The 25305-nt window shown below is 71.1% G+C and carries 23 protein-coding genes; 11 read left to right on the top strand and 12 right to left on the bottom strand.

Features of this window, described 5'->3' with window-relative positions; all coding sequences use genetic code 11:
- Nucleotides 1-10: 10 nt before the first annotated feature.
- Nucleotides 11-844, top strand: a complete 834-nt coding sequence (locus ABZ887_RS31435) for an SDR family NAD(P)-dependent oxidoreductase (protein ID WP_361296546.1) — start codon at nucleotides 11-13, stop codon at nucleotides 842-844.
- Between the two features lie 209 nt (nucleotides 845-1053).
- On the top strand, nucleotides 1054-1722 hold the full coding sequence (locus tag ABZ887_RS31440) for a class I SAM-dependent methyltransferase (RefSeq protein WP_361296549.1): 669 nt from the start codon (nucleotides 1054-1056) through the stop codon (nucleotides 1720-1722).
- A gap of 28 nt (nucleotides 1723-1750) precedes the next feature.
- Here ABZ887_RS31440 and ABZ887_RS31445 read toward each other — a convergent pair whose 3' ends face one another.
- From ABZ887_RS31445 to ABZ887_RS31460, 4 genes are all read right to left on the bottom strand, one after another.
- Entirely contained in the window at nucleotides 1751-3376 is a 1626-nt protein-coding gene (locus ABZ887_RS31445; protein ID WP_361296552.1) for an FAD-binding protein, read from the bottom strand.
- A gap of 101 nt (nucleotides 3377-3477) precedes the next feature.
- The gene (locus tag ABZ887_RS31450; RefSeq protein WP_361296555.1) at nucleotides 3478-3852 is read right to left on the bottom strand and encodes a nuclear transport factor 2 family protein; all 375 of its coding nucleotides are present in this window, start codon (nucleotides 3850-3852) and stop codon (nucleotides 3478-3480) included.
- 125 nt (nucleotides 3853-3977) lie between these two features.
- Nucleotides 3978-5180, bottom strand: a complete 1203-nt coding sequence (locus ABZ887_RS31455; RefSeq protein ID WP_361296558.1) for an MFS transporter — start codon at nucleotides 5178-5180, stop codon at nucleotides 3978-3980.
- A 142-nt stretch (nucleotides 5181-5322) separates the two neighbouring features.
- Nucleotides 5323-6495 carry a low temperature requirement protein A gene (locus ABZ887_RS31460; RefSeq protein WP_361296561.1) on the bottom strand — a complete coding sequence of 391 codons (1173 nt, stop codon included), beginning with the start codon at nucleotides 6493-6495 and terminating at the stop codon, nucleotides 5323-5325.
- Nucleotides 6496-6830: 335 nt separating this feature from the next.
- On the opposite strand from ABZ887_RS31460, the gene ABZ887_RS31465 reads away from it, so the two are divergent.
- The gene (locus tag ABZ887_RS31465; protein WP_361296564.1) at nucleotides 6831-8558 is read left to right on the top strand and encodes an extracellular solute-binding protein; all 1728 of its coding nucleotides are present in this window, start codon (nucleotides 6831-6833) and stop codon (nucleotides 8556-8558) included.
- 56 nt (nucleotides 8559-8614) lie between these two features.
- The gene (locus ABZ887_RS31470) at nucleotides 8615-9430 is read left to right on the top strand and encodes a hypothetical protein (protein WP_361296567.1); all 816 of its coding nucleotides are present in this window, start codon (nucleotides 8615-8617) and stop codon (nucleotides 9428-9430) included.
- A gap of 6 nt (nucleotides 9431-9436) precedes the next feature.
- Here the strand turns inward: ABZ887_RS31470 and ABZ887_RS31475 are convergent, their stop codons facing one another.
- Nucleotides 9437-10306 carry a hypothetical protein gene (locus ABZ887_RS31475; RefSeq protein ID WP_361296570.1) on the bottom strand — a complete coding sequence of 290 codons (870 nt, stop codon included), beginning with the start codon at nucleotides 10304-10306 and terminating at the stop codon, nucleotides 9437-9439.
- Between the two features lie 74 nt (nucleotides 10307-10380).
- Here ABZ887_RS31475 and ABZ887_RS31480 point away from each other — a divergent pair, with 74 nt between their 5' ends.
- Both ABZ887_RS31480 and ABZ887_RS31485 read left to right on the top strand, forming a co-directional pair.
- Nucleotides 10381-11169 (top strand): SDR family oxidoreductase, encoded by a 789-nt coding sequence (locus tag ABZ887_RS31480; RefSeq protein ID WP_361296573.1) that lies wholly within the window; start codon nucleotides 10381-10383, stop codon nucleotides 11167-11169.
- 217 nt (nucleotides 11170-11386) lie between these two features.
- Complete coding sequence (locus ABZ887_RS31485; RefSeq protein ID WP_361296576.1) at nucleotides 11387-12961, top strand: sodium:solute symporter family protein; 1575 nt, start codon at nucleotides 11387-11389, stop codon at nucleotides 12959-12961.
- A gap of 133 nt (nucleotides 12962-13094) precedes the next feature.
- Here the strand turns inward: ABZ887_RS31485 and ABZ887_RS31490 are convergent, their stop codons facing one another.
- The 5 genes from ABZ887_RS31490 to ABZ887_RS31510 form a co-directional block, all read right to left on the bottom strand.
- Nucleotides 13095-14204, bottom strand: a complete 1110-nt coding sequence (locus tag ABZ887_RS31490) for a SpoIIE family protein phosphatase (RefSeq protein WP_361296579.1) — start codon at nucleotides 14202-14204, stop codon at nucleotides 13095-13097.
- Nucleotides 14205-14304: 100 nt separating this feature from the next.
- The gene (locus tag ABZ887_RS31495; RefSeq protein WP_361296582.1) at nucleotides 14305-15417 is read right to left on the bottom strand and encodes an ADP-ribosylglycohydrolase family protein; all 1113 of its coding nucleotides are present in this window, start codon (nucleotides 15415-15417) and stop codon (nucleotides 14305-14307) included.
- A 294-nt stretch (nucleotides 15418-15711) separates the two neighbouring features.
- Nucleotides 15712-15948: a hypothetical protein gene (locus ABZ887_RS31500; protein WP_361296585.1), complete on the bottom strand. Its 237-nt coding sequence runs from the start codon at nucleotides 15946-15948 to the stop codon at nucleotides 15712-15714.
- A gap of 42 nt (nucleotides 15949-15990) precedes the next feature.
- A complete protein-coding gene (locus ABZ887_RS31505; RefSeq protein ID WP_361296588.1) occupies nucleotides 15991-16794 on the bottom strand; it encodes a helix-turn-helix domain-containing protein in 804 nt (267 codons plus the stop codon).
- A gap of 226 nt (nucleotides 16795-17020) precedes the next feature.
- Nucleotides 17021-17461 (bottom strand): ATP-binding protein, encoded by a 441-nt coding sequence (locus tag ABZ887_RS31510; RefSeq protein ID WP_361296591.1) that lies wholly within the window; start codon nucleotides 17459-17461, stop codon nucleotides 17021-17023.
- A gap of 113 nt (nucleotides 17462-17574) precedes the next feature.
- On the opposite strand from ABZ887_RS31510, the gene ABZ887_RS31515 reads away from it, so the two are divergent.
- Nucleotides 17575-18390 carry a helix-turn-helix transcriptional regulator gene (locus ABZ887_RS31515; protein WP_361296594.1) on the top strand — a complete coding sequence of 272 codons (816 nt, stop codon included), beginning with the start codon at nucleotides 17575-17577 and terminating at the stop codon, nucleotides 18388-18390.
- Complete coding sequence (locus ABZ887_RS31520; RefSeq protein ID WP_361296597.1) at nucleotides 18387-18572, top strand: DUF397 domain-containing protein; 186 nt, start codon at nucleotides 18387-18389, stop codon at nucleotides 18570-18572. Before ABZ887_RS31515 ends, ABZ887_RS31520 begins: the two co-directional genes overlap by 4 nt.
- Here the strand turns inward: ABZ887_RS31520 and ABZ887_RS31525 are convergent.
- Together ABZ887_RS31525 and ABZ887_RS31530 are read right to left on the bottom strand one after the other, a co-directional pair.
- Complete coding sequence (locus ABZ887_RS31525) at nucleotides 18560-21844, bottom strand: tetratricopeptide repeat protein (RefSeq protein WP_361296600.1); 3285 nt, start codon at nucleotides 21842-21844, stop codon at nucleotides 18560-18562. The two genes, ABZ887_RS31520 and ABZ887_RS31525, sit on opposite strands and share 13 nt — an antisense overlap.
- An 83-nt stretch (nucleotides 21845-21927) precedes the next feature.
- Complete coding sequence (locus ABZ887_RS31530; protein ID WP_361296603.1) at nucleotides 21928-22341, bottom strand: NUDIX domain-containing protein; 414 nt, start codon at nucleotides 22339-22341, stop codon at nucleotides 21928-21930.
- Nucleotides 22342-22522: 181 nt separating this feature from the next.
- Here ABZ887_RS31530 and ABZ887_RS31535 point away from each other — a divergent pair, with 181 nt between their 5' ends.
- The 3 genes from ABZ887_RS31535 (at nucleotide 22523) to ABZ887_RS31545 (ending at nucleotide 25303) form a co-directional block, all read left to right on the top strand.
- Nucleotides 22523-22984, top strand: a complete 462-nt coding sequence (locus tag ABZ887_RS31535) for a prevent-host-death family protein (RefSeq protein ID WP_361296606.1) — start codon at nucleotides 22523-22525, stop codon at nucleotides 22982-22984.
- Entirely contained in the window at nucleotides 22981-23334 is a 354-nt protein-coding gene (locus tag ABZ887_RS31540; protein WP_361296609.1) for a hypothetical protein, read from the top strand. The genes ABZ887_RS31535 and ABZ887_RS31540 overlap by 4 nt, the downstream gene beginning before the upstream one ends.
- 250 nt (nucleotides 23335-23584) lie before the next feature.
- Nucleotides 23585-25303: an ATP-binding cassette domain-containing protein gene (locus ABZ887_RS31545; protein WP_361296612.1), complete on the top strand. Its 1719-nt coding sequence runs from the start codon at nucleotides 23585-23587 to the stop codon at nucleotides 25301-25303.
- The last annotated feature ends 2 nt before the right edge of the window (nucleotides 25304-25305 follow it).

Here is a 25305-nt window from a genome sequence, read left to right on the forward strand (position 1 = left end):
AGTCCCCCACATGAAGGCCGTTCCCGAGCAGACCATTCTCATCACCGGCGCGACCGACGGTCTCGGCCGCGCGGTCGCCCGTGAACTCGCCGCGCAGGGCGCGTCGCTGATCCTGCACGGCCGCAGCGCGGCCAAGGGCGCGGACCTGCTGGCCGAGCTGCGCGCGGCCGGCGCCACCGGCCGGCTCAGCTACGAGCTCGCCGACTTCTCCTCCCTGGAGGACATCGGCAAGCTCGCCGACCGGATCCTCACCACGTACGACCGGCTGGACGTGCTGGTGAACAACGCGGGCATCGGGGTCGAGCTGGCCCGCCAGGAGAGCCAGGACGGGCTCGAGCTCACCTTCCAGGTCGACTACCTGGCGGCCTACATCCTCAGCTGCCGGCTCGCCCCGCTGCTGGTGGCCTCGGCCCCGGCCCGCATCATCAACGTCAGCTCCGCGGGCCAGGCGCCGATCAACTTCCGGGACGTGATGCTGGAGCGCAACTGGGACGGCGTACAGGCCTACTGCCAGGCCAAGCTCGCCCAGATCTCGCTCACCTTCGACCTGGCCGGGCGGCTGCGCGGCACCGGGGTCACGGCCAACGCGCTGCACCCGGCGTCGTACATGCCGACCAAGATGGTGGTGAACCTGTTCACCCCGCAGAGCACGGTCGCGGACGGCATGCGCAACACGCTGCGGCTGATCACCGACCCGGCTCTCGACGACGTCTCGGGCGTCTACTTCAACCGCTCCACGCGGTCCCGGGCGGGCGCCCAGGCGTACGACGAGAGCGCGCGAGCGCAGCTGCGCAAGCTGAGCGAGTCGCTGACGGGGGTGGCGTTCCCGGCGAGCTTCGGCTGAGCCGGGCGCCCACGAAGAACGGGACGAGCCCCCGCCTCTCCGCAGTGAGGCGGGGGCTCGTCCATGCCCCTCTCCATAACCAGTGCTACGACGGTTGCACCGACAGCCCCAACAGCGGTGGCAAGCGCTGAAGTGGCACCACCGATCGTGCAAGACTCCAGCCGCCCGGTGTCACAGCCGGGCGGCTGGCCCTATGAGCGGAGCACCACGTGACAGAGACAGCGATCGCCTGGGACACCTACTCGCGGCAGCGGCCCGAGCGACGGCCGGTGAACGGGCGCGGCGAGACCACCTGGTTCAACTGGACCCAGTACCAGGACCACGGTCCTGGCGCCGAACTGCTGGAGCTTCCGGCCGGCGGCCGCGTGCTGGATCTCGGCTGCGGCAAGGGCGGCAACGCGGCACACCTGGCCGGCCTCGGAATGACGGCCGTAGGGGTGGACGTCTCGCCCCGGCAACTGGCCGCCGCACGGGAACGCTGGGGGGCGACGCCGGGGCTGGAGCTGCACCAGGCGGAAGCCGTGGACTTCCTGGCGCTGGGCCAGGAAGGCTTCGACGCCGTCTACTCGGTGTACGGCGCCCTGTGGTTCACCGATCCGGCGCGGCTGCTGCCCGCGATCCGTGAGCGGCTGCGGCCGGGCGGCCGACTGGTGTTCTCTCAGCGGCCCCCGGTCGACGGCTGCTACGGCTGTCAGGCGTCGTACATTCCGCGCGGCGACGACGAGGACCCGCTCGTCGTGAAGCGCTGGGACTTCGAACCGGAGGCGTGGACGCGCCTGCTGCACGAGCACGGCTATGCGGACGTCGACGCCCGCGTGCTCGCCGCTCCCCCCGGCAACCGGACCATCGGGACCCTCATCGTCCGGGCCCGCGCCTGAGAAACCATCCCTGGAATCTGCCTTTCGACTAGGGGGCTGTGACGGACAGCCGGTGGTGGAAGACGTTGTGCGGGTCCCAGGTGGCCTTCACGGCCTGCAGCCGCGGGAGGTTGTCCTTGAAGTAGAGGCTCTGCCAGGGCACCCCCGAGGTGTTCCAGGCCGGGTCGGTGAGGTCGGTGTCCGGGTAGTTGATGTACGAGCCGTCGTTGGTGTCGTCGGGCGCGGGAACCCCGCCGGTGGCCGCGTACAGGTCGCGGTAGAGGGCGCGCATCCACGCCACGTGCCGGTCGTCGTCGGCCGCGGCGGGCCAGTACGTGGTGAAGTTGGCCTTCAGGACCGAGTCCCGCTGGGCCAGCGCGGTGGCCGAGGACGCGACGGTGTTGACCTTGCCGCCGTAGGAGTAGAGCAGGATCCCGGCGTGCCCGTCGTAGCCGGCGTCGGAGAGGTAGCCGTAGAGCGTCGAGGCCTGGGCTGCGGACCAACCCCTGCGCAGATAGGCGCCCTTGGACTTGGTCCGGTTGTACAGCCCGGTGTCGTACGGGTCCTTGAGCGTCGTCTTCATCCACGGCCACGAGGAGCGGACCTCGGTGTACGGCGCCCCGATGCCGCCGGCCACCGCCGTGACGTACGCGTCCAGCAGCGCGGATGCGTCCGAACGGGTTCCGTCGATCTGCGAGTTGAGCACGAGCGCGCCCTGCACCCGGTTGTAGAGGATGAGCACGCTGTGCAGGCTGTCGTAGGCGGAGCCGGCCACGCTGTTGCGGGCGTGCCAGGCGCCGTGGTCGGCGATCAGGGCGGTGAAGGCGGCCTCCGTCAGGTCGCTCCACTTGATGCTGACCGTGGACTTCAGGAGCGTCTTCGGAGGCCTGGGCAGCAGGCCGGCGGGGTCGGTGCCGGTGGCGTCCGGGGAGCGGAACCAGTAGCGGGTGACGATGCCGTAGGTGCCGCCGCCCCCGCCGGTGTGCGCCCACCACAGCTCGCGGTGCGGGTCGTCCGGCTCCCGGGTGGCGACCACCGCGCGGGCGGTGCCCGAGGCGTCGACGGTCACCACCTCCACGGCGTACAGGTGGTCCACGACCGCCCCGTGCTGCCGGCACATGGCGCCGTACCCGCCACCGGTGACGTGCCCGCCGACCCCGACGGTCGGACAGGTGCCGCCCGGCAGCGCCACCCCCCACTCCAGGTACAGCGTCCGGTAGACGTGCCCGAGGGTCGATCCGCCCTCGACGAGGAAGGCCCGGCGGGCGGGGTCGTAGCGGACCGCGTCCATCTCGGACATGTCGACGAGTATCCGTACGTCCGGGTCGTCGACGAGCCCGTCCAGGCAGTGCCCGCCGCCGCGCACCCCGATCCGTCTGCCGTCCCGCACGGCCTCCTGGACGACGGCCACCACCTGGTCGGTGCTGTGCACGAGCCGCACGGAGTCGGGGGCGGCGGTGAATCTCGCGTTGTAGCCGCGGGAGGTGAGGTCGAGATAGCGGGCGTCGGAGGCGTCGACGGTGACCGCGGCGGGGGCACCGGCGGCTCTCTCCGCGGCACTGGCGGGGGCCGGGAGGAGGGCCGCGCCGGCCCCGGCGGCGGCCGCGGTGCCGAGGAGCCCGCGCCGGGTGAGCCGGGCGGCGGGGCGCGGGTCTGGCTGCTGCTGTCGTGTCACGGGTGTCTCCTGATTCGTGAGGACGTGCTGGTGGGAAACGGCTGCCGCCCGGGAGGCGCGGAGCCTCCCGGGCGGCAGGGGGGAGCCGGCGGACGGGGCGGTCAGACGACCTCGTGTCCGCTGACGGTGGTCTCGGGGATCTCGTCGCGGACGTCCCAGTGCTCGACGATCAGTCCCTCGTCGATCCGGAAGACCTCCACGACGACCATGCCGCGGTCGTCCGGGTCGCCGCGGAAGCGGGTGTGCAGGAAGACCAGGTCTCCCGAACCGGCCGCGCGCCGCACCTCGAACCGGGCCCGCGGGTACTGCTTGTGGAAGCCGTCGATGAACTCGACCAGCGGGGCCCGCCCGTCGGGCAGGTTCGGGTTGTGCTGGATGAGGTCCTCGGCCAGGTACTTGTCGGCCAGCTCGGTCCGCCCCTGGTTCCAGACGGTCTCGATGTACTCCCGAACGAAGTTCACCTGGTGGCTGCTCATGGGGTTCTCCTTGGATTGACTTGAGGGACAGCGCCCCGACAGGGGCGCGGGGCTGTATCGATTTGCGGCTGCCGCCGCGTGGGCGCGACCAGCCACGACGGCGCCGCAGCCGGCCGACGAAACGCTCAGCTGGTGTGCACGGGCGAGGTCGCAGACCGAGCCGCACCGGCCGCCGCCGAGGCGACCTGCCGAACCGAGGACAGATGGGCCAGTCCGGCCAGCACGAGGACACCGAGGGCCGCCCACGGAATCGGCCCGGAGCCCAGATCCGGCAGCAGCGAGCTGCCGATGAAGCTGCCGAGGCTCATCCCCAGGTACAGCGCCGCGGCGTTCATCGCGAGGATCAGCCCCGGCTGCAGCGGCACCAGCTCCACCAGCCGGGCCTGCTGCGGCGCCTGGTACATCTGGCTGAAGAACGCCCAGAACGCGAAGAACACGACCCCGGGCGCGGAGTGCGGAGCCACCAGCAGCAGCGCGAAGCCGAGCGCGAGCCCGAGTACCGCGACGCTCACCGTGCGCCCGCCGCCCAGCCGCTCGGCGATCCGCGGCGCGAAGGCGTTGCCCGCCACGCCGATGACGCCGAAGGCGAGCAGCGTCAGCGAGATCAGCCCGGAGGACGCGCCGAAGCGGTCCTTCAGGTAGGCGCCCGCGATGCCGTAGACGGTGAACTGGGCGGCCATGAAGAGCAGGGTCGTGGTGACCGTGGCGGCCGTGGCCGGGGTGCGCATCGCCTCGCGGTAGGCGCCGACCGTCGGGGGTTCGCCGGCCGGGATCTCGGGGACGAAGACCAGCACCGTCACGAAGGCGAGCGCGGACAGCGCGGCCACGCCGAGCAGGGCCGGCCGCCAGCCCAGGGTGCCGCCGAGGAACGAGGCGAGCGGCACGCCGAGCACCGCGGCGGCCGTCATGCCGCCGAACACCGTGGCCAGCGCCCGCTGCCGGCGCTCCGGCGGCACGATCAGCGCACCGGCCGCCGAGGCGCCGGGACCGAAGACGGCGGCGCCCATCGCGCCGAGCACCCGGGTGACGGTGAGGAAGCCGTAGTCGGGCGCGACGGCGCCGAGGGCCGCGCCGACGGTGAGCAGGCCGATACCGACGAGCAGCACCCGCTTGCGGTTCCACCGGCGCAGCAGGATGGGGGCGGTGGGCGCGCAGACCGCGAAGGTCAGCGCGAAGACGGTGACCAGGATGCCCACGGTGGCCGGCTGGACGTGCAGGTCGTCGCCGATCGGGCCGTTCAGGCCGACGACCGCCAGCGAGATCGTCCCCAGGCTGAAGTAGCCCAGTGACAGGGAGAGCAGGGCGGGTAAATCGCTGCGGGACGGCATCAAGCCACCTCCTCTTCGTCATCGGTGCCGGGAGGGCGGGAGCCGAAAGGTTCCATAAGGCGAACCTAGGAACGCTCCGCGTCCCGCCGAGACCGCTCCGGAAGGCCCTCCGGCACTCCCCCAGGTCTGTCGGCCTACTACGTCACGTCGTCCCGAACGCCCGGTTCCGCAGCACCAGCGGGACCTGTCGCCCGGAGCTGATCAGCCAGTGCTCGACCGCGTTGACCAGCAGGAGCAGCACGGTGGTGACGGCGAGTGTGGCCACGCCCGGGAGTCGCCAGAACGGCAGGGCGAGGGCGAGCAGGACGAGGCCGCCGTAGAACCGGGTGGCGGACGCGGCGCCGAACATGCGGCGCCGGGTGTAGCAGAACGCGAGCATGAAGAGGGCGGCGCCGGAGGGCAGCAGGGCGGCGCTCAGCGCGTCCGGGGTGTGCAGGGGGGAGCGGACGGTGCGGGTGGCGCCGACGGAGACCAGCAACAGCCCGACGACCAGGACCAGATGGCCGTAGCTGAGCACGTCGCGGACGACGACGGACGGGGTCGGGTGGGTGCGCAGGGCGTGGGCGACGGCCGAGGCCACCAGGTGGAAGTAGAGCCACCACAGGGCGCAGCCGACCAGGAAGGCGAGGACGAGGGCGATCAGTTCGACCGGGGCGAACGGGCCGGTGGCGGCCCCGGCGCCGACGGCGAAGACGTTCTCCCCGAGGGCGATCATGACGAACAGGCCGAAGCGCTCGGGCAGATGGTTGACGCCGAACGCCAACTGGCGCAGGTGGCCGCTGAGTACGACGGGCGCGACGATCTCGGCGACGACGGCGAAGGCCCAGCAGACCTCGCGCCACGGCGCCGGCACGGTGGCGCAGGCGAACAGGACCAGGGCGAAGGCGAGTCCGGCCCGGTAGGGGTGGATGGTGTAGAGGGCGCACTCCTTGCGGATCGCCTCCCCGATCAGCAGGCGCAGGGCGAGGTAGCTTCCGGAGTAGAGCAGGGCCGCCTCCCGGTCGGCCAGGGCGAGCGGGGCGGCCACCGCCATGCCGTAGACGGCGAGCGCGGTCAGCAGCAGGAACACCCGTTGCAGGTTGGTCTCGAGCACGGCGTTCATCGCCATGACCACGTCCACCCAGGCCCACCAGAGCGGGACCAGTACGAGCAGGCATTCGCCCAGCACCGGCCAGCTCGGGTGCACCGTCACCGGGTGGGCGACCTGGCCCACGCCGAACGCGAGGACCAGGTCGAAGAAGAGTTCCGCCCAGGTGGTGCGGTCGCGCGCCGGAACGGCAGGAACGGTCGTCGTCGCTGCGGTTGCGTCGGTCATTTCTGTATGGGGACACGGCCCCCGTCCACCGCCACCACGGGCTGGAAAACCGGCCCGTACTGCGGGAAGTCACCGCCCCGGATGTCCGAACTCGGCCATCCGGAAAGGCGGCCGTCCCGGCCCCCGCAACCGGTGCTGCGTTCTCGTGCGTCAGTCATGCACAGGACGGGCAAGTGCCTTTGATGACAGGGGACTTGGAGAAGGCCGCTCATTCCTTCGCCGTTGCGTCCCGCGCTGCCCGATGGTGTGCGATCACGGGGAGACCGATGAACAGACGCACAGGCCGACCGGGAGTGCGCAGCCTGCCGCTTCTCGTGGCCACAGGAATGGGACTGGTGGCGATACTGGCCACCGTCCTGGTGGTTCTGCACGTCCAGGGTTCCGGTCCGGACTGCGACGTCCGACTGGAGGTCGACTCCTCCACCGAGAAGGGGGATCTGCTCGCCGAGCTGGCCGCGAAGTACAACGCCGCGGGTCGTGAGCTGGCGGACGGCCGGTGCGCCCGGGTGTCGGTGTCGGAGACGAGTTCGGGCGTCGCGATGGACGCGCTGGCGAAGGGCTGGGACGAGAAACGCGACGGCGCGCCCGAGCCGCAGGTGTGGACGCCGACCTCGTCGCTGTGGCTGACGCTGCTCACCCGGAAGGGAACCGCGTCGGACCGTACCGTCCTCACCGGGGACAAGCCCGTATCCCTGGCCACCAGCCCGCTGGCCATCGCCATGCCCCGGCCGATGGCCGAGGCGCTCGGCTGGCCGAAGAAGAAGATCGGCTGGCGGGAGGTGCTGTCGCTGACCAAGAAGGGCTGGGGCTCGCTCGGCCATCCCGAGTGGGGCCGCTTCTCCCTGGGCAAGGACAACCCGCACACCTCCACCTCGGGCCTGGCCGCGACCGTGGCCGCCTTCTACGCCGCCACCGGCAACTCCAGCGACCTCACCCTCGACCAGGTCAAGGACCCGAAGACCAGGGCGTTCGTGGCGGGAGTGGAGTCCGGTGTGCTGCACTACGCCTCCGACGCGACCGCCTACATGGCCAACCTCGCCGAGGCCGACGCCGAGGGCCAGTCGCTGTCCTACACCAGCGCGGTCGCCGTCCAGGAGCAGCTCGTCTACCTGTACAACCAGGGCAGCCCCACCGGCGACGTGGCGAAGCTCGGCAAGGGGCGCAAACCGAAGGTGCCGCTGGTGGCCATACACCCGGCGGACGGCACCCTGATGCTCGACCATCCCTTCGTGGTGCTGCCCTCGGCGGGCAAGGAACAGCGGGCCGCGGCCGCCGACTTCCGCGCCTTCCTGCTCGAACCCGCGCAGCAGCGCCGCTTCCAGCACTTCGGCTTCCGTGACCACGAGGGCAACGCCGGGCGCGAACTGGCCGCCTCGGTGAGCCTGCCCGACCAGGGCAGGCAGCAGCTGTCCCTCATCGACCCGCCCGCCCCGGCCGTGCTCGGCGCGGTCCTCGACAGCTGGGACGAGCTGCGCAAGAAGGCCCGGGTGCTGCTGGTGATGGACGTCTCCGGCTCCATGAACCAGTCCGCCGGAGGCGTGCAGAGCCGGCTGGAGGCCGCGAAGAAGGCGGCCGTGAACGCCCTCGGCCAGTTCCACCCGGACGACGAGGTCGGGCTGTGGGCGTTCTCCACCGGGACCGACGAGCATCCCAAGCCGTACCAGCAGATCCTGCCGCCGCAGCCGGTCCGGGAGAACAGGAGTCAACTCACCGCCGCCATCAACGGGTTGAGCGCCGACGGCGGCACGGCCCTGTACACCACGGTGCGTGCCGCCCAGCAGGCGGCCCTGGCCGACCTCGACACCAACCGGATCAACGCGGTGGTGGTGCTGACCGACGGCAAGAACGAGTACCCGGCCGACAACGACCTCGGCGCCCTGCTGAAGGACATCGACGCCACCCATCTGGAGCGCTCGGTGCGCGTCTTCACCGTCGCCTTCAGCGACCAGGCTGATTTCGACACCCTCAGCAAGATCTCCGCGGCGACCAAGGCCACGTCGTACGACGCCCGCGATCCCGCCGTCATCGACAAGGTGATGGTCTCCGTCATCAGCAACTTCTAGTTCCTGCCGGGCCCTCGCCGGGCCCTCGCGACGACACGAGAGGTGGTGAGCACACGGTGAACGGCAGACACCTCCCGGCCGCGGCCACGGCCACGCTGCTGGGCGCGGCGGGCGCCCTGGCCGCCCACCTGGCAGGAGCCGGGCCCGCCGCGGCCCTGCCCGCCGGTGCCGGCATCGGCCTGCTGGTCTGGACGACCCAGCTGGTCACCGACCGCGCGACCGGCCGCCCCGGAGCCGGGTCCGGACGGCTGCCCGGGTCCGGCTCCGGACGGAAGGGGAACGGCCCCGGCGGGACCGAGCCCCCTGCCGACGCGCGGCGCTGGCTGGAGCGTGCCTCGGCCGCCGCCGGCAAGCTGGACCGCCACCGGCACGACAGCACCGACTCCACCCTGACCGAGGCCCTCACCGCGGCCGTCGTCTTCGTCCGGGGCGCGGCCGACGAGCTGCGGGCCCGGGCCGAGGCGGTCCGGGTCATCGACGCCGCCGCCGAGGGCACCGACCACGAGGCCCTGCGCGGCGACCAGCGCCGACTGGAGGCGGAGGCCGGGACACTGCCGCGGGGAGCGGTGCGGGAGGCCAAGGAGACCTCCGCCCGCGCGATCGGGGAACGGGCCGCCTCCCTGGAACGCCTGGCGGGGCTGCGCGAGGTCCTGATGGCCACGCTGGAGTCGACCGTGCTGCGTCTGGAGGCCGCCGCCGACCGGGGTTCCCTGCTGGTCTCCCTCCACGCCGCCGGTGACGCCGCCATCGGCACCGCCGATCTCACCTTCCTCGAACAGGAGCTGGAGGCCGTCCAGGCGGGGCTCGACAGGCTCGACGAGATCAGCCGCTCCCTGCACGACACCGGCACGTCCCCCGGTGAGGCGGAGTGACCCGCCTCACCGCAGTTCGTTCGCGTAGCGGTCCGTCCCGGGCACGGTCGGTATGAACGGCGCCACCAGCTCCACCCTGCCCAGCCCCGACTCGGCGATCTGCTCGTCCAGGCCGGTGAAACGGGCGTCCCAGCACTCCCTGGGGTCCGCCTCCAGGAACCACAGCAGCGTCAGCCGGGTGTCGACGCCCTCCACCTGCTTCACGTACGTCATCCGGTCGCCGGGCAGCGGTGTCGGGCGGAACACCGTGACCATCGCCGTCGGGGATCCCGCGAGCCTCTTCGGCAGGTGCCGTCCGCGCAACCACTCCACGAGTTCCGCCCGCTGCTCGGCCGACTCGCTGTCGACGACCTCGACCACCAGCCCCGCGTAGGGGTGGTCGAGGGCGTGGAAGTCGCGCGGGCCGGCGGCCCCGTCCCGGTACACGGTGGCCTCGTGGTCCTGGAACGCCGTGAAGACGTGGGTCCGGTCCTGGTACACCCGGGCGTCCCGGTTCAGCCGCTTGTTGATGGCGACGGTCCACTTCATGTGGTCGGCGTAGCGGCCGTCGGTGATCCAGTAGGTGGAGATGTAGCAGCCCGCGGTCACCGGCTGGGCGACGGCCGACTTCTCGGGGTAGCGCAGGAGTTGCAGGTCGCGGGTGGCGACCCAGCGGCGCCCGGCGTACATCCAGGGCATGGCCATCGCGCCCGCGTAGTAGTGGTCGTCCTCGTACCAGCGGTTGTAGGCGTACTCGTGCCCGGGGTGCGGTTCGACCATGGTGATGAGGGCGTGGCCCGGGCGGACGCCGTACGGGCCCACGGCGGCGAGTTCGGCGTAGACGTCACTGCGGGTGTCCTCGCTCCGGATCCGCTCGCTGCGGGTGTCGTCGCTCATGCGGTTCCCCTTTCCGGTGGTCGCCCATACTCTGACGCTCCGTCAGATAAAGCGCCAGGGTTCAGGAGGCTTCCATGTCGCTGCTCGCGGGCAAGACCGTCGTCGTCTCGGGAGTCGGCGCCGGGCTCGGGCACCAGGTCGCGGCGGCCGTCGTACGGGACGGCGGGAACGCCGTGCTCGGCGCGCGGACCGAGGCGAACCTCGCGAAGAGCGCGGCCGACATCGACCCGGGGGGCACCCGGACCGCGCACCTGCCCACCGACATCACCGACGAGGGCCAGTGCGAGGCGCTGGCGGGGCTGGCCCGGGAGCGGTTCGGCGGTATCGACGCGGTGGTCCATGTCGCCGCCTGGGACTCCTACTTCGGCGGGGTCGAGGACGCCGACTTCGCGACCTGGGCCTCGGTCATCGACGTGAACCTGCTCGGGACGCTGCGGATGACCCGGGCGTGCCTGCCGGGGCTGAAGGCGGCGGGCGGCGGCTCGGTCGTCCTCATCGGCACCCAGTCCGCCGTCGCCGCGCCCTCACAGGTGAAGCAGGCCGCGTACGCCGCCTCCAAGGGGGCGCTGACCAGCGCGATGTACTCGCTGGCGCGGGAGCTGGGGCCGTACCGGATCCGGGTCAACACGGTGCTGCCGGGCTGGATGTGGGGGCCGCCGGTGCAGGCGTACGTCCAGTTCACCGCGCACACGGAAGGGGTGCCGGAGGACGAGGTGCTGGGCCGGCTGACCGGGCGGATGGCGCTGCCGGAGCTGGCGACGGACGGGGACGTGGCGGACGCGGCGGTGTTCCTGGCGTCGGACCGGGCGCGGGCCATCACGGGGCAGTCGCTGCTGGTCAACGCGGGGGAGCTGATGCGCTAGGGGCCGATCCGGGTCCGCCCATTCATTCACACTCATGAACCAAGGTCAGGAAGACGAACGATTTTACTTTCCCTTGACCCTACGCCCGCTTGTCGTGCCCACGTAACGGAACCCACGATGAGCGGGCACTTCGCGGCCTTCCCCGTCCCCGCTCCGCTTATGCGAAGTGCCAACCAGCTGAGCGGAGTTCAGTAGGCGGACCCTGGAAGGGGGGCGCATGAACGGGCTCGACTGGGCCGTGCTCATCGGCTACTTCGGTGTGATGGTCGCGATCGGCGTCTGGTCGCACAAACGCGTGGACAACGTCAGTGACTTCTTCACCGCGGGCGGCAAGATGCCCTGGTGGCTGTCCGGCATCTCGCACCACATGTCGGGCTACAGCGCGGTGATGTTCACCGGGTACGCGGGCATCGCCTACACCTACGGCGTGACGTCCTTCGTCACCTGGTCCTTCCCGATCGCGCTCGGCATCGCGATCGGCTCGAAACTCTTCGCCCCGCGCGTCAACCGCCTGCGCTCCCGCCTGCACGTGGCGTCCCCGCTCGAGTACCTGAAGAACCGCTACAACCTCTCCACCCAGCAGGCCCTGGCCTGGTCCGGCATGCTGCTGAAGATCGTGGACGTGGCCGCGAAGTGGGCGGCGATCGCCACCCTGCTGTCGGTGTTCACCGGGGTCTCCCTCAACCAGGGCATCTTCATCACCGGCGCGATCACGGCGGTCTACTGCACGATCGGCGGCCTGTGGGCGGACGCGCTCACCGAACTCGGCCAGTTCGTCATCCAGCTCCTGGCCGGCATCTCGATGTTCGTCGCCGTCGTCCTGAAGCTGAACGACAAGGGCATCGGCTTCTTCGACGCCTGGGACCAGCCGGCCCTGCACGGCCACGGCAAGCCGCTCGTCGGCCCCTACGGCACGGTGTTCCTGCTCGCCTTCCTCTTCATCAAGCTCTTCGAGTACAACGGCGGCATGCTCAACCAGGCCCAGCGCTACATGGCCACGGCCGGCCCGAAGGAGGCCGAGCGCAGCGCCCGCCTCTCCGCCGCCCTCTGGCTGGTCTGGCCGGTCGTCCTGTTCTTCCCCATGTGGATGTCGCCGCTCCTGGTGCACGCCCAGAAGCCGGACGGCTCCGACTCCTACGGCCTGATGACCGAACAGCTCCTCCCGCACGGCCTGCTGGGCCTGGTGATCGTCGGCTTCTTCTCGCACACGATGGCGATGTGCTCCTCCGACGCCAACGCGATCGCGGCCGTCTTCACCCGTGACGTGGCCCCGGTCGTCTCGCAGCGGGCGCGGGCGTGGAACGAACGCTCGGGCCTGATCGCGGCACGCGTCACGACGGTCGTCTTCCTGGGCCTGTCCATGACGGTGGCCACCCAGATCAACTCCCCCACCTTCAAGGACATCATCACCGTGGTCATCAAGTGGGTGGCCGGCCTGATGGGCCCGATCGCCATCCCGATGATGCTCGGCCTGCTCCGCCCGTTCCGCCGCTCCGGCCCGACGGCGGCCCTCACCAGCTGGGCGGCGGGCCTGCTGGCCTTCTGGCTGGTCAACTACCCGATCAACTGGAACGTCGACGGCGGCGTCCCCCTCCAGTACCAGGTCTCGGTCCCCCTCGCCGTCTCCCTGGTCCTCTACATCCTCATCGGCTTCCTGAAGCCGGAGGACACCCCGGAACGCCTCGCGATCATCGAGAGCGTGAACACGGACGGGGACAGCGCGGCGGCGGCCGTCCCGGTCCCCGCCCAAGCGGGCAGCGGCGACACCCTGGGGGCACCGGCCAAGGACTGACCGGCCGTCCGGTGCGGGGAGCTCGGTCGAGCTCCCCGCACCGGAGATCCGCCGTTCGATCCGCCATCGTGATCGTCAGTACATGTCGCTGCCGCGCGCGGTGGGGCCGGCGCACGAAGGCGGCGGGCCTGGTTCACAGGCGGACGATGACCAGGGCGGTGTCGTCGGTGGCGTCGCCGGGTGGGAGCAGGTCGGTGAGCACGGCGTCGGCGAGCGCTTCGCATGCGTCGGCCTGGTGGCGGGCCAGGGAGTCCGCGAGCCGGGCGAGGCCCTTGTCGATGTCCTCGCCGCGGCGTTCGATCAGGCCGTCGGTGTAGAGCACGAGGACCGCGTCCTCGCGGAAGGCCGTGACGGCCTGGGTCCGGGGGCCGTGTTGAGGGCGGGCGGCCAGTGGTGGGTCGGTGGCCCGGTCCAGGAACTCGACGGTCCCGTCCGGCTGCACGAGTACGGGTGGGGGGTGGCCGGCGCTGCTGTAGGTGATGGTCTCGCTCTCCCAGTCGACGAACGCCGTGGCCACGGTGGTGTTCTCGGCGCCGTCGACGGTGCGGGCGTACTGCCCGAGGACCTCCAGGGCGCGGGCGGGGCCTTCGGGGACGAGGGAGGCGGCGGTGAGGGCGCTGCGCAGTTGTCCCATGACGCCGGCCGCGGGCAGGCCGTGGCCGACGACGTCGCCGACGGCGACGGCGATGCGGTCGCCGGGCAGGTCGACGAGGTCGTACCAGTCGCCGGCCACGTTGAGGGCTTCGGCGGCGGGCCGGTAGCGGACGGCCGCCGGGTGCCGGCCGACCGGGCGAGGGGTGGGCAGCATGGCTTCCTGCAGGGTCAGCGCGACTTCACGGGCGCGGATGAGTTCGGTGACGTCCTCCAGCCGGTGCAGCAGCAGCGTCACCCGCCCGTCGGCTCCGAACACGGGAATGTTGCTCACGTTGAAGTACCGCTCGTGCCATACCCCGGGCTGGTCGGGGTCCGCCGTGTCGAAGCGTTGCAGCGCCACGTCACTGCGCTCACCGGTGGCCACCGCCCGGCGCAGCGACGCCAGGACCCTGAGCAGAAGAGGCTCGGCGGACTGGTTCTCGGGATTGTCCTCGGGCAGGAAGCGACCGATCACCTGCTCGCGGGGCAGGCCCCGCAGACGCACGAACTCCGCGTTGGCGTCCGCGAAGATCAGCTGCGGAGTCACCAGTGCCGCGGCCCCTGGAAGGGCCTGGAACACCGCCGCGTAGTCGACCGCCGGGTCTGCCATGATCTTCCTGCTCGCCAAGCCGTGCGCTGTCTTTTCACGATACGAGCAGGTGACCGTGGCCCGCACCACGAGGTCGCGGCCGGACGCCCGGCAGGTCGCCCTAGCGCGGATACCGGGCGAGCCACCCCGGTGACGCGCCCACCGGGCTGTGCAGGGCCGGTCCCTGGGTCATCTCCATCGCGAAGTCGTCGGCGAGTTCGAGGATGGTCTGACGGCCCTCAAGTTCGGCCACCCAGGCCGGCGGGAGGGCCGTCTCGCCGTACTGGGCGCCGAGGAGGCCGCCGGTGAGGGCACCGGCGACGGCGGAGGGCCCGGCCTGGTTGACGGCGAGACAGAGGCCGTGCCGTACGTCCTCCCCCACGAGCGCGCAGTACACGGCCGCGGCCAGCATCCCGTCCGCCGCCCCGTCCCCGGTCAGCTCCTCGACCCGGGCCGGGGAGGGCAGCCCCTGCCGTACGGCTCCGAGCGCGTGCTGCAACGCGTCCGACACGGGCTGGTGTCCCGGCCGGGCGGCGAGCAGGGCCAGCGCCCGCTGGACGGAACCGTCCAGCGAGTCGCCGCGGGCCAGCGCGTGCACGATCACCGCGTACGCGCCCGCCGACAGACAGGCGGTCGGATGGCCGTGCGTCTGCGCGGCGCACTCCACGGCGAGCTGGACGACGAGCTGCGGCTCCCAGCCGACGAGCAGCCCGAACGGCGCGGACCTGGCGACCGCCTCGGGCCCCATGTCATCGGGGTTCTTCGGCGCCTCCAGCGTCCCCATCCTCTCGTCGCCGAGGCCCAGCAGCAGCGCCCGCGTCGGCTCCCGCCGGGCGTACAGCCACTCCTCCCGCGCCAGCCAGCCGTCCTCCGGCCGCCGCACGTCCGGCCCCCAGTCCCGCTGCGTGGCCGCCCACCGCAGATACGCCCGATGCAGGTCGGTGGGCGGATGCCAGGCCCCCGTGTCCCTCCGCACCTGGGCTCTTATCAACCCGTCCACGGTGAAGAGGGTGAGCTGCGTGTGATGGGTGACGGTCCCGCGCCGCCCGTACCCGAACCCGAGGTCGACGAGCCCCTCGGGCCCGTAGGCCGCCCGTATCTCCTCCAGCGTCAGCCCGTCGACGGGCCCGCCGAGCGCGTCCCCCACGGCACCGCCCAGCAGCGTCCCCCGCACCCTGCTCCGGAAGTCCTGTTGCTCGACCCGGCCCCAGACGGCACCCAACGTCGCACTCACCACCATGACCTCCTCGGGCACCGTCCGTACATACAGCGCTCAGCACTGTAATCGACCGGGAACGGTCCGTTCAGGGTGCAGTTAGGTATGCGAAGTGTGGGTTGTGTGGTCCGTAGTGGCCATCTTTCGGCCAGGTCGGGGGATGGGTGGGGGTTCGCTCAGGCGAGCGGAAAGATGGCAGCCCTACACGGCCCGGCCTCTGCTCCCAGGCATCCACGATACGTTCGAGCTCGCGCGGGCGCGCGGCGCACACCGCCCTGGAGGCCACGAAGGCTTGCGGAAGCGCGCCGGCCGTCAGGCCTTGGGCAGGAAGCCGTGGTCCCGCAGTTCCTGGAGGGCGGCGGCGATCTCGAACTCGCTGTCTCCGAGCTGCCCCGCCAGCGCCTGGACGCTCGTGGGGGCGCCCTCGGGCAGCGTCCTGAGGTGGAAACCGACGCCCATCGCCATGAGGGACAGCCCCGGGCAGCGGGCAAGGTCGTCGTGGCCTGCGAAGATGCGCGCCTTGGCGGTGGGCCTGTACGTGTAGGTCATCGAGAAGTCTCCCTTTCGCTTTCGTGAGGTGCGCATCGCCGGTCAGGCAGCTCTCTGAGACCTCGCCCGGCAGTCGCGGCAGCGGCCGGGACGGGCCGACCGGAACGCCCGCTCGCAGCCCTCGCACGTCTGGAGCGGAGCCGGGCGCAGCGGTGCGGACGCGTCCCGCGCTGCCGGAGCCGGAGCCGGGAGGTGGGGCGGCAACTGGCTGGTGAGGCGGTGGGCGAGGAAGGCTGCCGGGTGCTTGATCGGATCCCGGGGCAGGTCGGTCGTGAGCACGCGTGCGACCGCTGTGGGCGGCACGCCGCGCTCCAGCCACTCGGAGACGGCCGGTGCCAGCCGGACCACGTCCCGCTCACTGAGCAGCAGGCGGGAGTCGTACGTGCGAAGCCCTGCGAGCAGGTCGGCGGCCCCGCGGGGAGCCCGCGGGGCCCTCGGCGGGACGGGAGCCTTCGGCTTCGGTTCGGGGGCCCGGGCGGCTTCGACGACCGCCGGGCGCGGCCTGTTGTACGAGAACGTCCGGGTCACGACCTGGCCCGACGGCAGCCGTTCCTTGGTCCGCAGATGGAACCCGTACCGCTCCAGCTCGCGCAGGGCCGCGGCGATCCTGATCTCGCCCTCGGGCAACTGCTCGGCGAGCGCCTTGATGCCGACCGGGGTGCCCTCGGGCAGCGACTGGATGTAGCTCCCGATGCCCCTCGCCGTGGAGGACAACTCCGGGTGCTGGAGCAGTTCGTTGCTGATCACGGTGAAGTTGCCTTCGAGGCGTTCCTTCACCTGGGTGACGCCGGAGTGGGAATGCCGGGTCTTCGCGGGCGCGGGCGCGCTAGGGTGCTTGTCAGTCATGGGGAAGGTCTTCTCTTCCTTGATGATCAGGCCCTCGCAGTGGGATGGCAGTCCCGGCGGGGGCCGAAGTATGTCTGGACTTGTCGCCGCAGACGCTGCCGCACAACTGCCCCTCCACGCCAGCCGAGTTCGGCATATTCACTCCGGCGGGTGATCGCCGGGGACGGTAGGGGCGGGTTGGGTTCTTTCCCCGGTTCTTTGGTCTTTGGCGTCGGGAACGGCCGGATCACGGGCCACCACGACCCGGTGCCCACAGCTCCGCCCAGACGACCTTGCAACCGGCGGGCGCCTCGTCCACGCCCCAACGGTCCGCGTACGCCGTCACGATCAGCAACCCGCGCCCCGATTCCGCGTCGTCGGCCGCCGGATCGTGGCGGCGCGGGACGCGGTCGCCCCGGGCGTCGGTCACCTCGATACGGAGGGTGCGGTCGGGGTACAGCCGCAGCCCCAGCCGGAAGTCCCGTCCCGCCACGCGTCCGTGCAGCACCGCGTTGGACGCCAGCTCGGCCACGACCTGCGCCGCCTCCTCCCTGGACGGCATCCCCCAGTCGTCGAGTTGGCGTTCCGTGAGCAACCGCGCCAGTCGAGCACCTCTTCGAGTCGCGGACAGCTGAACCGTGAAGAGGCCTGTCGGGGTGGTGACGTGCGGGAGGGATTTCTGGTTCATGTCACCCAGCGTGGTCGCGTCTCCCTACCCTGAACAGCAACAACTCCGGCACAGAGCGTGACTGTCCGGGTGCCGAGCGGGGTCGTACGGGTCGTACGTCGGAAGGGGCGGGTGTGGAGGACGAGGAGGCCGAGGCCGTACTCAGGGCGGTCGGACGGCAGATCAAGGTGTGGCGGGAGGCCGCCGGGCTGCGGCAGGCCGAACTCGGCGCCGCCATCGGGTACAGCGAGGAGATGGTGTCGGCCGTGGAGCGCGGGCGGCGCATCCCCAAGCCCGACTTCCTGGAGAAGGCCGACGAGGTGCTGGCGGCGGGTGGAAAACTCGCGTTCATGAAGGAGGACATGGAGCGGGCTCGGTATCCGAAGAAGGTTCGGGATCTGGCGCGGTTGGAGGACGAGTCCGTCGAGATGGGGGCCTACTCCAGCCATTACATCCATGGCTTGCTGCAAACCCCGGAGTACGCCAGGGCGTTGTACGTGATGCGACGGCCCTCGTACACCGAGGAGGAGATCGACCAGTACGTCGCCGCCCGCATGGCGCGGAAGGCCGTCTTCGAACGCGTGCCCCTGGTGGCCCTCACATTTGTCCTGGAAGAAGTGACGCTGCATCGGCCGCTCGGCGGGAGACTGGTCCGGCAGAGGCAGCTTGCACACCTTTTGGAGATGGGCGCGTTGAGGCACGTCGAGATCCAGGTCATGCCCACGGACCGTGAGGACCACGCGGGCATGGGCGGGCCGATCCGCCTGCTGAAGCTACGGGACGGCAAGACCATGGCCCACGAGGAGGGCCAGTCGTTCAACCGCCTGGTCAGCGAGCCCAGGGAAGTACAGCCGCTTGAGATGCGCTATGGGATCATCCGGTCCCAGGCTCTCCCGCCTCGGGAGTCGCTCGCCTTCATCGAGAAAGTGCTGGGGGAAGAAGAGACATGACCGCCCTGGAGTGGTTCAAGAGCAGCTACAGCAGCAACGAGGGACCCGATTGCGTCGAGGTCGCCATATCCCTCGCCACCACCGTCCACGTCCGCGACTCCAAGGACAAGAACGGGGCTCGGCTCACCTTCACCGACGCCTCGTGGGCCGACTTCGTGACGTTCGCAGGTCACTCCGCATAGCGCTCCTGGACAGCGTCACGGGCTGCCGTGACCGCTGCCAGCCGGGGTGCCAGTCGCGCACGGTCGGCGCCAGGGCTGTCCAGTAGTTCGTTGAGAACGTCTAGGAAATCCGTCAGGTCGTCCCAGTCGAGGTCCGCGGCCAGAGCTTCGGACAGGCCTCGGTCGGCGCTGCGCCAGTCACCAGAGGCCACGCCGACGAAGCACCGTCCCATCGCGCGCTCCGCGTCATTCAGTTCGTGCTGGTACAGCGACCGGGCCAACTCGTGCCACAGGGGCGCGGCGGCTCTCAGCCCTTGGCATCTCCCCACCGTCAATGCCAGTTGGAAGGTGCCCGGGACGGGTTCCGCCGCGCGCATCCGCTCAGCGATCCGCAGGGCCTCGGCCCACCGCCCGGTGTGCCGGAGGGCCTCGGCGCGCAGATCGTCCAAGCCGTCGTGAGGCCTCGGCTCCCGGTCCGCGTCGGCCAACCGTGCCAACGCCTCGTCCCATCGGCCGCACCGCATCAGCAGTTCGATGATTGCCTTGCGCGCCCAATCCGCCCCCTCCTCCAGTGCAACGCACCTCTCCAGGTCGGCCAAGGCTCGCTCACTGCGGCCGATCGCCAGGCACACTCGCGCACGCTGTCCATAGGCCCACCCGTACTCCGGGCCCAGCTCCAGGGCGCGATCCAGATACCGGAGGGCCTCCGTGTAGTTCTTCAGAGATCGGTGCGTAGCTCCCACAGTGCCCAGCGCCGCGTCGTAATCCGGATCCCGCTCCAGCACGCGACCGGCAACGGCGATCGCCTGGTCGTACCGGCCCGCCAGCCGGTATGCCTCCCCCAGTTCGCAACCGACCCAGTTGGCTTCCGGGTCCGTCTCGACGGCCCGCTGCAGGTCCTCGAACACGCCTTCCTGATCACCCAGTTGACGTTTCACCTGGGCCCGTTTCACCAGCGCCCAGACATAGTCGGGGTCCAACTCGATCGCGCGACTGAGGTCGGCCAATGCCGCCTCGTGCCGGCCAAGCTCGTGGTGGGTGTCCCCACGGCTTGCGAGGGCCGAGGCGTATGTGGGTCTGAGGGAGAGGGCTCGGCCGAACTCGGTGACGGCTTCCTCGAACCGGCCGGAGAGGCGATAGGCCGTTCCCCGTTCCGACGCGACCCAGGCGGAGTCAGGCTCAAGACGGGCGGCCCGGTCCAGATCGGCGAACGCCTGGTCCCACGTCTCCATGTCGCCGTACAGGCGAGCCCTTCGTACCAACGGCCACAAGTAGTCCTCGTCGAGGCTCAGAGCGCGGTCGAAGTCGGCGAGTGCTTCGTCGTACTGCCCGAGCACGTGCCGACAGACGGCTCTGGAGGCCAAGGCACTGGAATCGGTCGGATCGAGTGCGATGGCCAGATCGAAGTCGGCGACGGCCACCTCGAAGCGGCCTGCCAGCCGATGCGTCTCCCCGCGTGCCGCGATGATCCGGCCGTTGTCAGGAGCCAGTTCCTCCGCCCGGTCGAAGGCGGCCACAGCCGCGGAGAAGTCGCCCAGAAACCTTTGAGCGAGACCACGGTGGTGGTGGGCCACATCCAGATCCGGATCGAGTGCGATCGCGCGATCGCACTCGGTCAGAGCCCGCCCGTACTCCCCGTCAGAGCGCAGTTCCATCCCCCGCAGTGTGTGCGCCAGCGCCCGATCGCTGCGGTTCAGCCCAGGATGAGCCAGAAGCAGGTCAGTTGCCTTGGTCACCCCGGCCTCGTCGTCCGCGAGCGCCTCAGCCAACCGGTGACCCCAGCGCTTCAGATCCGGGTCACCCGCCGCGTCACCCGCCTCCTCCAGCATCCGCGCCCAGTGCCAGCCGGCCACCTGATCCGCACCGCACACCCCGATCAGGTCCCGCAGCACCCCGGCGAGTGCCGAGCGCGGGCGGGCACACAGCAAGTGGTACGTCTCCTCCAGCCGCAGCTCACGCCACGGCTCATGCTCCCACTCCTCGTAAGCGCGCAGATCCCGTGCCGCTTCCTCGCGCCAACGGCCGAACACACCCGCGAGCCGCTCATGCCGCTCGATCCAACCCCGCGGGGAGCGACGCCGCTGCGATCGGAGCATCGGCTCGCGCACCAGGTCGTGGTAGCGCAGCCGATCGCCGCGGTCATCCACGAACGCCAGCCCGCGCAGCCAGCCGAAGAGCGCGTCGGCCTCTTCGTCCGAGCAGTCCACGGCCGCCCGGAACACATCCATGTCCAGGCGGCGGGGCAACGAGCATGCGAGTGCCGCCGCCTGGCGTACCGGATCCTGCTCCCACTTCAGGAAGCGTTCGACGGCCGTGGCGCTGGGATCACCTATGTCGTCCGGGTCAGTGGGGCGCTGCTCGGCCAGGGTGGAGACCAGCAGAGGCAGTCCGCCGGTTAGGCGCAGTACCTCCTCCACCACGGGCTCGGCGACGATCCCCTTGTCCGCCAGCAGCCCCCGCGCCTCGGCCTCCGTGAACGGCCCGAGCGGTACGTCTGCCATGAAATCGGCGAAGGCGCCCCAGCGTGCGGTGTCGAAGGGACGTTGGCCGGCGGTCACGATGACGGCGGTGGCGGGCAGGGTGCCGTGCCGGTCACTCGTCATCACCTCGTGCAGCCACCCATCGAGGAACGGCCCTGTCCGCTCGTAGGTGTCGAAGAACAGGACGATCCACGGTGCCGCGTTCGCGGCGTCGGACAGCTCGTTCAGCAGTACCGGTGTGAGCACGCGCTCCGGGGACAGCACCAACTGCACGTCCTCCTGACTCCTGAAGCGCGCACTCAGGCCTGCTCGCAACCGGTCGGCTCCCTGGGCGAGTTGAATCGCATCGAGAGCACCTGCGAAAGAGCTCACCCCCGGCACCATCCCCAGCCCTACCAGCCCGGCCCGCGCCACCGCCATGCTGCCCGCAGACGGCCCCTCCGGTTCGGGTTCGAGCGCGGCGACAGCGGCCTCTGCCTCATGTCGCCGTTCCCGATGCGCCGCGAGCAGGCGATCCAGCTCCTTGAACTTGTGCCCCTGTCCAGCGAATTGCCGACTGATCGCCGCCATCGCCTCCGGCACACTGCCGACGCTCTCGTCGACGTATGCGGTGAGCGCCGCCCGTTCCCGCGCGAGCTGCTCCAACTCTCTTACCAGGAAGGTCTTTCCGACTCCCGCATTCCCGTGCACATGAAAGAGGAAGCGATGCCGCTCGTCTTCGGGCGGAGTGTCGAAGTTCTCCCGGAAGGCCGCCCGTTCGGCGCCCCGCCCCACAAACCCGGCCCTCCTCCGCCGCCCGATCAGCTCCTGCATCGACGGCCGTGTCGACCCCATCCGCGCCTCCCCCGCAGCCGGTCCACGCCAAGTCTGGCAGAGAGCACGGCGGACGGCGGGGATCACGTCGCCGACCGGCCATCGTCCCGGGGACACAGGACCCCGATGATCAGGTCATGGACCATGAACTGGCTTGGCGGGCAGAAGGTGGGGGTCGGCGGGGCCGAACCAGTCGTAGGGGGAGTGCTTCGTCCACTCCAGTCGGGACTGCCGAGATCGCCGTCGACCTCGCCCACATAGTCGGCGTCGTGGCGCAGGCCGCCGCCGTCGTCGCCGGTCCAGGAGGTGACGCCGAGTAGCCGGCACACACGGCGCAGGCGCCAGCCGGTCTCCTCCTCGGCCTCGCGGGCGAGAACCGCCAGCAGTGACTCGTCCCGCTCGACATGTCCGCCCACGACGTCCCAGGTGTCCGGGAACAGGCGCCGGCCCGGGCTGCGCCTCTGGGCGAACGCCTCGCCCCGGCGGCTCAGGATCACCGCGTCGGCGGTTCACAACTCCCCCGGCACGGGCACGCCCAAGTCCACCACGACCTGTGGACCGTTCTCCGTCATGGGCGTCAGCCTAGGGGAGTCGCAGCCGGGTCCGGCAGAGGGCCCGACGCCCGGCCGGCCACCGCAGCGATTGACTTCGGAATACATTCCGAAGTATCGTCGAATCATGTCCACCCCCACGGTCGCCTTCTCCGAACTCTCTAAGAACTCCAAGCGGGTCGCGGAGACGCTCGACCGGGCCCAGCGAGTGCACATCACCCGCCGGGACGGCGAGGATCTCTATCTGACCACGGCCCGTCACGACCAGCAGCGCGAGGAGACGGCGGACATCACGGCCCGCCTTCTCGCCGCGCTCGTACGCAGCGACACCGGCGAGCGAGCCATACAGCGGGCGCTCCCGTCCGTCTTCCCGTGGGTCCGTCACCTGTCGACGGATGAGCTGAAGCAGTTCGTGGCCGAGCTCATCAACGCCACGTACGACGCGGCCCAGCTCGACGTCCACACCAACCTGCACCGGGTCATGGTCGAATGGCGCGCCACGGCCCGCATCCTCGCCGACCCCGAGCTCACCGCCCGGCTCACCCGTCGACTGCCCGACGAAGACCATGGCGAGGTGACCTCCCCGTGACTCCCAAGCGCGGCGACGACGCCGCCCCGCCACCGGTGGGCGACGAATGGCGCCTGCGCTTCGCGACGAACGAAGCGGCCAAGGGCTGGGGCGAGTTGGGCGCGGAGGCGCCGGGCAACACGCGGCGATGCTTCGAGTCCCTGCGGAGCGACCCCGAGTCCCGGGCCGACCCCGATCGCCAGCACCGGCTGCGGGGTCGACTGGCCTCGGGCAACCTCGGCGGTCGCGAGTACCCACAGTGGGAGTACGAGGTGACGGCGGGCGGTCGCGTGCGCTACCTCGTTGACGAAGCGCGCCGCACCGTCCATCTCGTGTACGCGTCCACCCGCCACCCCAAAGACACCGATTGATCCGGCCGGTCGTCGTTCCCTCACAGAGCCGAGTCGAGTACGGGTGGTCCTGCATGCGACCGATGTACTGATCGTCAGCGTTCCGGTGGGTGCGCCGCCCGCCCTCGACCGTGTGCGGTCACATCCCCGCCTGGTGGGAGCGCATGGCGGCGCACCAGTCGTAGCCGGAAGAGGGGGCGAAGCCAGCGCGGAGATAGAGGAGTTGGGTGGCTTGAGACCGCCGCGGCGGGCCACCTGACATGCTGCTCCCATGTCGACACCGCCCCCGCCCTCCCGCACGTCCGTCGAGGCTCCCGCGCCCTCCGTCAACGGGCTGCACCTGCGGGCGCGTCGCGTGAGCCGGGACGTCCGTGGGGGCGGGCGGATACTGAACGACATATCCGTCGAGGTCGCTCCGGGGCAGCTCACGGTGATCGCCGGCAGCAGTGGTGCGGGCAAGACCGTGCTGTTGCAGACGCTGGCGGGGCTGAGCGCGCCGACCGGGGGCGAGGTGCTGCACGACGGGGCGCGACCCGGGCCGCCGGGGCCGGACTTCGGGTTCGTTCCGCAGGAGGACATCATCCACCGCGAACTGCCGCTGCGCCGCACGCTGGTGTACGCGGCGGGGCTGCGGATGGCGCCGGGGACGCCGGCCGGGACCGTGCTCGACACCGTCGACCGGGTGCTGGACACCCTCGGTCTGGCGGAGCGAGCGGACACCCCGGTGCGCGCGCTGAGCGGCGGGGAACGCAAACGGGCCAGTATCGCCGTCGAGTTGCTCACCCGCCCCCGGGTGCTCTTCCTCGACGAGCCGACGTCCGGGCTCGACCCGGTCACCGGCGCGGCCCTGCTGCGCACCCTGCGGACGCTGGCCGAGGGCGGCACCACCGTCGTACTGACCACGCATGTCCTCGCCGACCTGCGCCGCGCCGACCAGGTGGTGTTCCTCTCCGCCGGTGGCGAGGTCGCGTACGCGGGTGAACCGGACGCCCTGTTCGAGGCGTTCGGGGTCGGCACCGTGGAGGAGGTGTACGAGGCGGTGGCGGACGGTGCGCGCGTCGCACGGGCCGTACCCGAGGGCGCGGACGCCCCTGATGCCAAGCCGACATCACCGTCACCGTCGCCGCGGCCGCCGCGTGTCGGGGTCCTCGGGCAGTGGGCGCTGCTGACCCGGCGCGGTACCGCGCTGATGCTGCACAACCGGCTCTCGGTCGCCGTGCTGGCGGGCTCGCCGGTGATGATCGTGGCCATGTTCGCGGTGCTGTTCCGGGCCGGTGCGTTCGACCCGGCGGCACCGGATCCGGGCTCCTCGGCGATGATCATGTTCTGGATCGCGTTCGGCGCGTTCTTCTTCGGGCTGACCTACGGCCTCCTCCAGATCTGCACCGAGCTGCCGGTGCTGCGCCGGGAGTGGCTCGCGGGGCTGCGGATCGGCCCGTACGTCGCCTCGAAGCTGACGACGATGCTGCCGGTGCTCGCGCTCGCGGACGCGCTGTTGCTGGTCGTGCTGCGCGCCCTCGACCGGCTGCCCGCGGCGGGCTGGGACACGTACGGGTCGCTGTTCGCGTCGAGTGTGCTGGCCTCGGCCGCCGCCCTCGCGCTGGGGCTGCTCGCGTCCGCGGCGGTGTCGGAGCCGGGGCAGGCGACGCTGATGCTGCCGCTGCTCTGCTTCCCCCAGGTGCTGTTCTCGGGCGCCTTCGTGCCGGTGCCCCGGATGACGGTGGCCGGGAAGGCGATCAGCTGGGCGATGACCAACCGCTGGGCGTTCGAGGCACTGGGCAGCGGGGTGGGACTGGAGTCGCTGTGGCGGGCGGGCCGCTCGCCACTCGGGCCGCCGCTGCTGGCGTCGTACGGGGACTCGTTCGGGCATCCGGCGAGCCGCGGGTGGCTGGTCCTGGCGGGGTTCGCGCTGGTGTTCCTGGCCGGGACGTGGGTGATCCTGGTGCGCAGGTGCCGGGACGGGGCGGCGCGGAGCCGGGCGGGGCGTTGATC

Origin of the sequence: Streptomyces sp. NPDC047061, from assembly GCF_040643955.1 — a bacterium.
Classification (GTDB): domain Bacteria; phylum Actinomycetota; class Actinomycetes; order Streptomycetales; family Streptomycetaceae; genus Streptomyces.

Excerpts from the sequence above, each read along its gene's own strand:
- ABZ887_RS31435 (WP_361296546.1), top strand. The coding sequence starts at position 11 with ATGAAGGCCGTTCCCGAGCAGACCATTCTCATCACCGGCGCGACCGAC.
- ABZ887_RS31450 (WP_361296555.1), bottom strand. The coding sequence starts at position 3,852 with ATGAGCAGCCACCAGGTGAACTTCGTTCGGGAGTACATCGAGACCGTC.
- ABZ887_RS31455 (WP_361296558.1), bottom strand. The coding sequence starts at position 5,180 with ATGCCGTCCCGCAGCGATTTACCCGCCCTGCTCTCCCTGTCACTGGGC.
- ABZ887_RS31460 (WP_361296561.1), bottom strand. The coding sequence starts at position 6,495 with ATGACCGACGCAACCGCAGCGACGACGACCGTTCCTGCCGTTCCGGCG.
- ABZ887_RS31475 (WP_361296570.1), bottom strand. The coding sequence starts at position 10,306 with ATGAGCGACGACACCCGCAGCGAGCGGATCCGGAGCGAGGACACCCGC.
- ABZ887_RS31480 (WP_361296573.1), top strand. The coding sequence starts at position 10,381 with ATGTCGCTGCTCGCGGGCAAGACCGTCGTCGTCTCGGGAGTCGGCGCC.
- ABZ887_RS31485 (WP_361296576.1), top strand. The coding sequence starts at position 11,387 with ATGAACGGGCTCGACTGGGCCGTGCTCATCGGCTACTTCGGTGTGATG.
- ABZ887_RS31490 (WP_361296579.1), bottom strand. The coding sequence starts at position 14,204 with ATGGCAGACCCGGCGGTCGACTACGCGGCGGTGTTCCAGGCCCTTCCA.
- ABZ887_RS31500 (WP_361296585.1), bottom strand. The coding sequence starts at position 15,948 with ATGACCTACACGTACAGGCCCACCGCCAAGGCGCGCATCTTCGCAGGC.
- ABZ887_RS31505 (WP_361296588.1), bottom strand. The coding sequence starts at position 16,794 with ATGACTGACAAGCACCCTAGCGCGCCCGCGCCCGCGAAGACCCGGCAT.
- ABZ887_RS31510 (WP_361296591.1), bottom strand. The coding sequence starts at position 17,461 with ATGAACCAGAAATCCCTCCCGCACGTCACCACCCCGACAGGCCTCTTC.
- ABZ887_RS31520 (WP_361296597.1), top strand. The coding sequence starts at position 18,387 with ATGACCGCCCTGGAGTGGTTCAAGAGCAGCTACAGCAGCAACGAGGGA.
- ABZ887_RS31525 (WP_361296600.1), bottom strand. The coding sequence starts at position 21,844 with ATGCAGGAGCTGATCGGGCGGCGGAGGAGGGCCGGGTTTGTGGGGCGG.
- ABZ887_RS31535 (WP_361296606.1), top strand. The coding sequence starts at position 22,523 with ATGTCCACCCCCACGGTCGCCTTCTCCGAACTCTCTAAGAACTCCAAG.
- ABZ887_RS31545 (WP_361296612.1), top strand. The coding sequence starts at position 23,585 with ATGTCGACACCGCCCCCGCCCTCCCGCACGTCCGTCGAGGCTCCCGCG.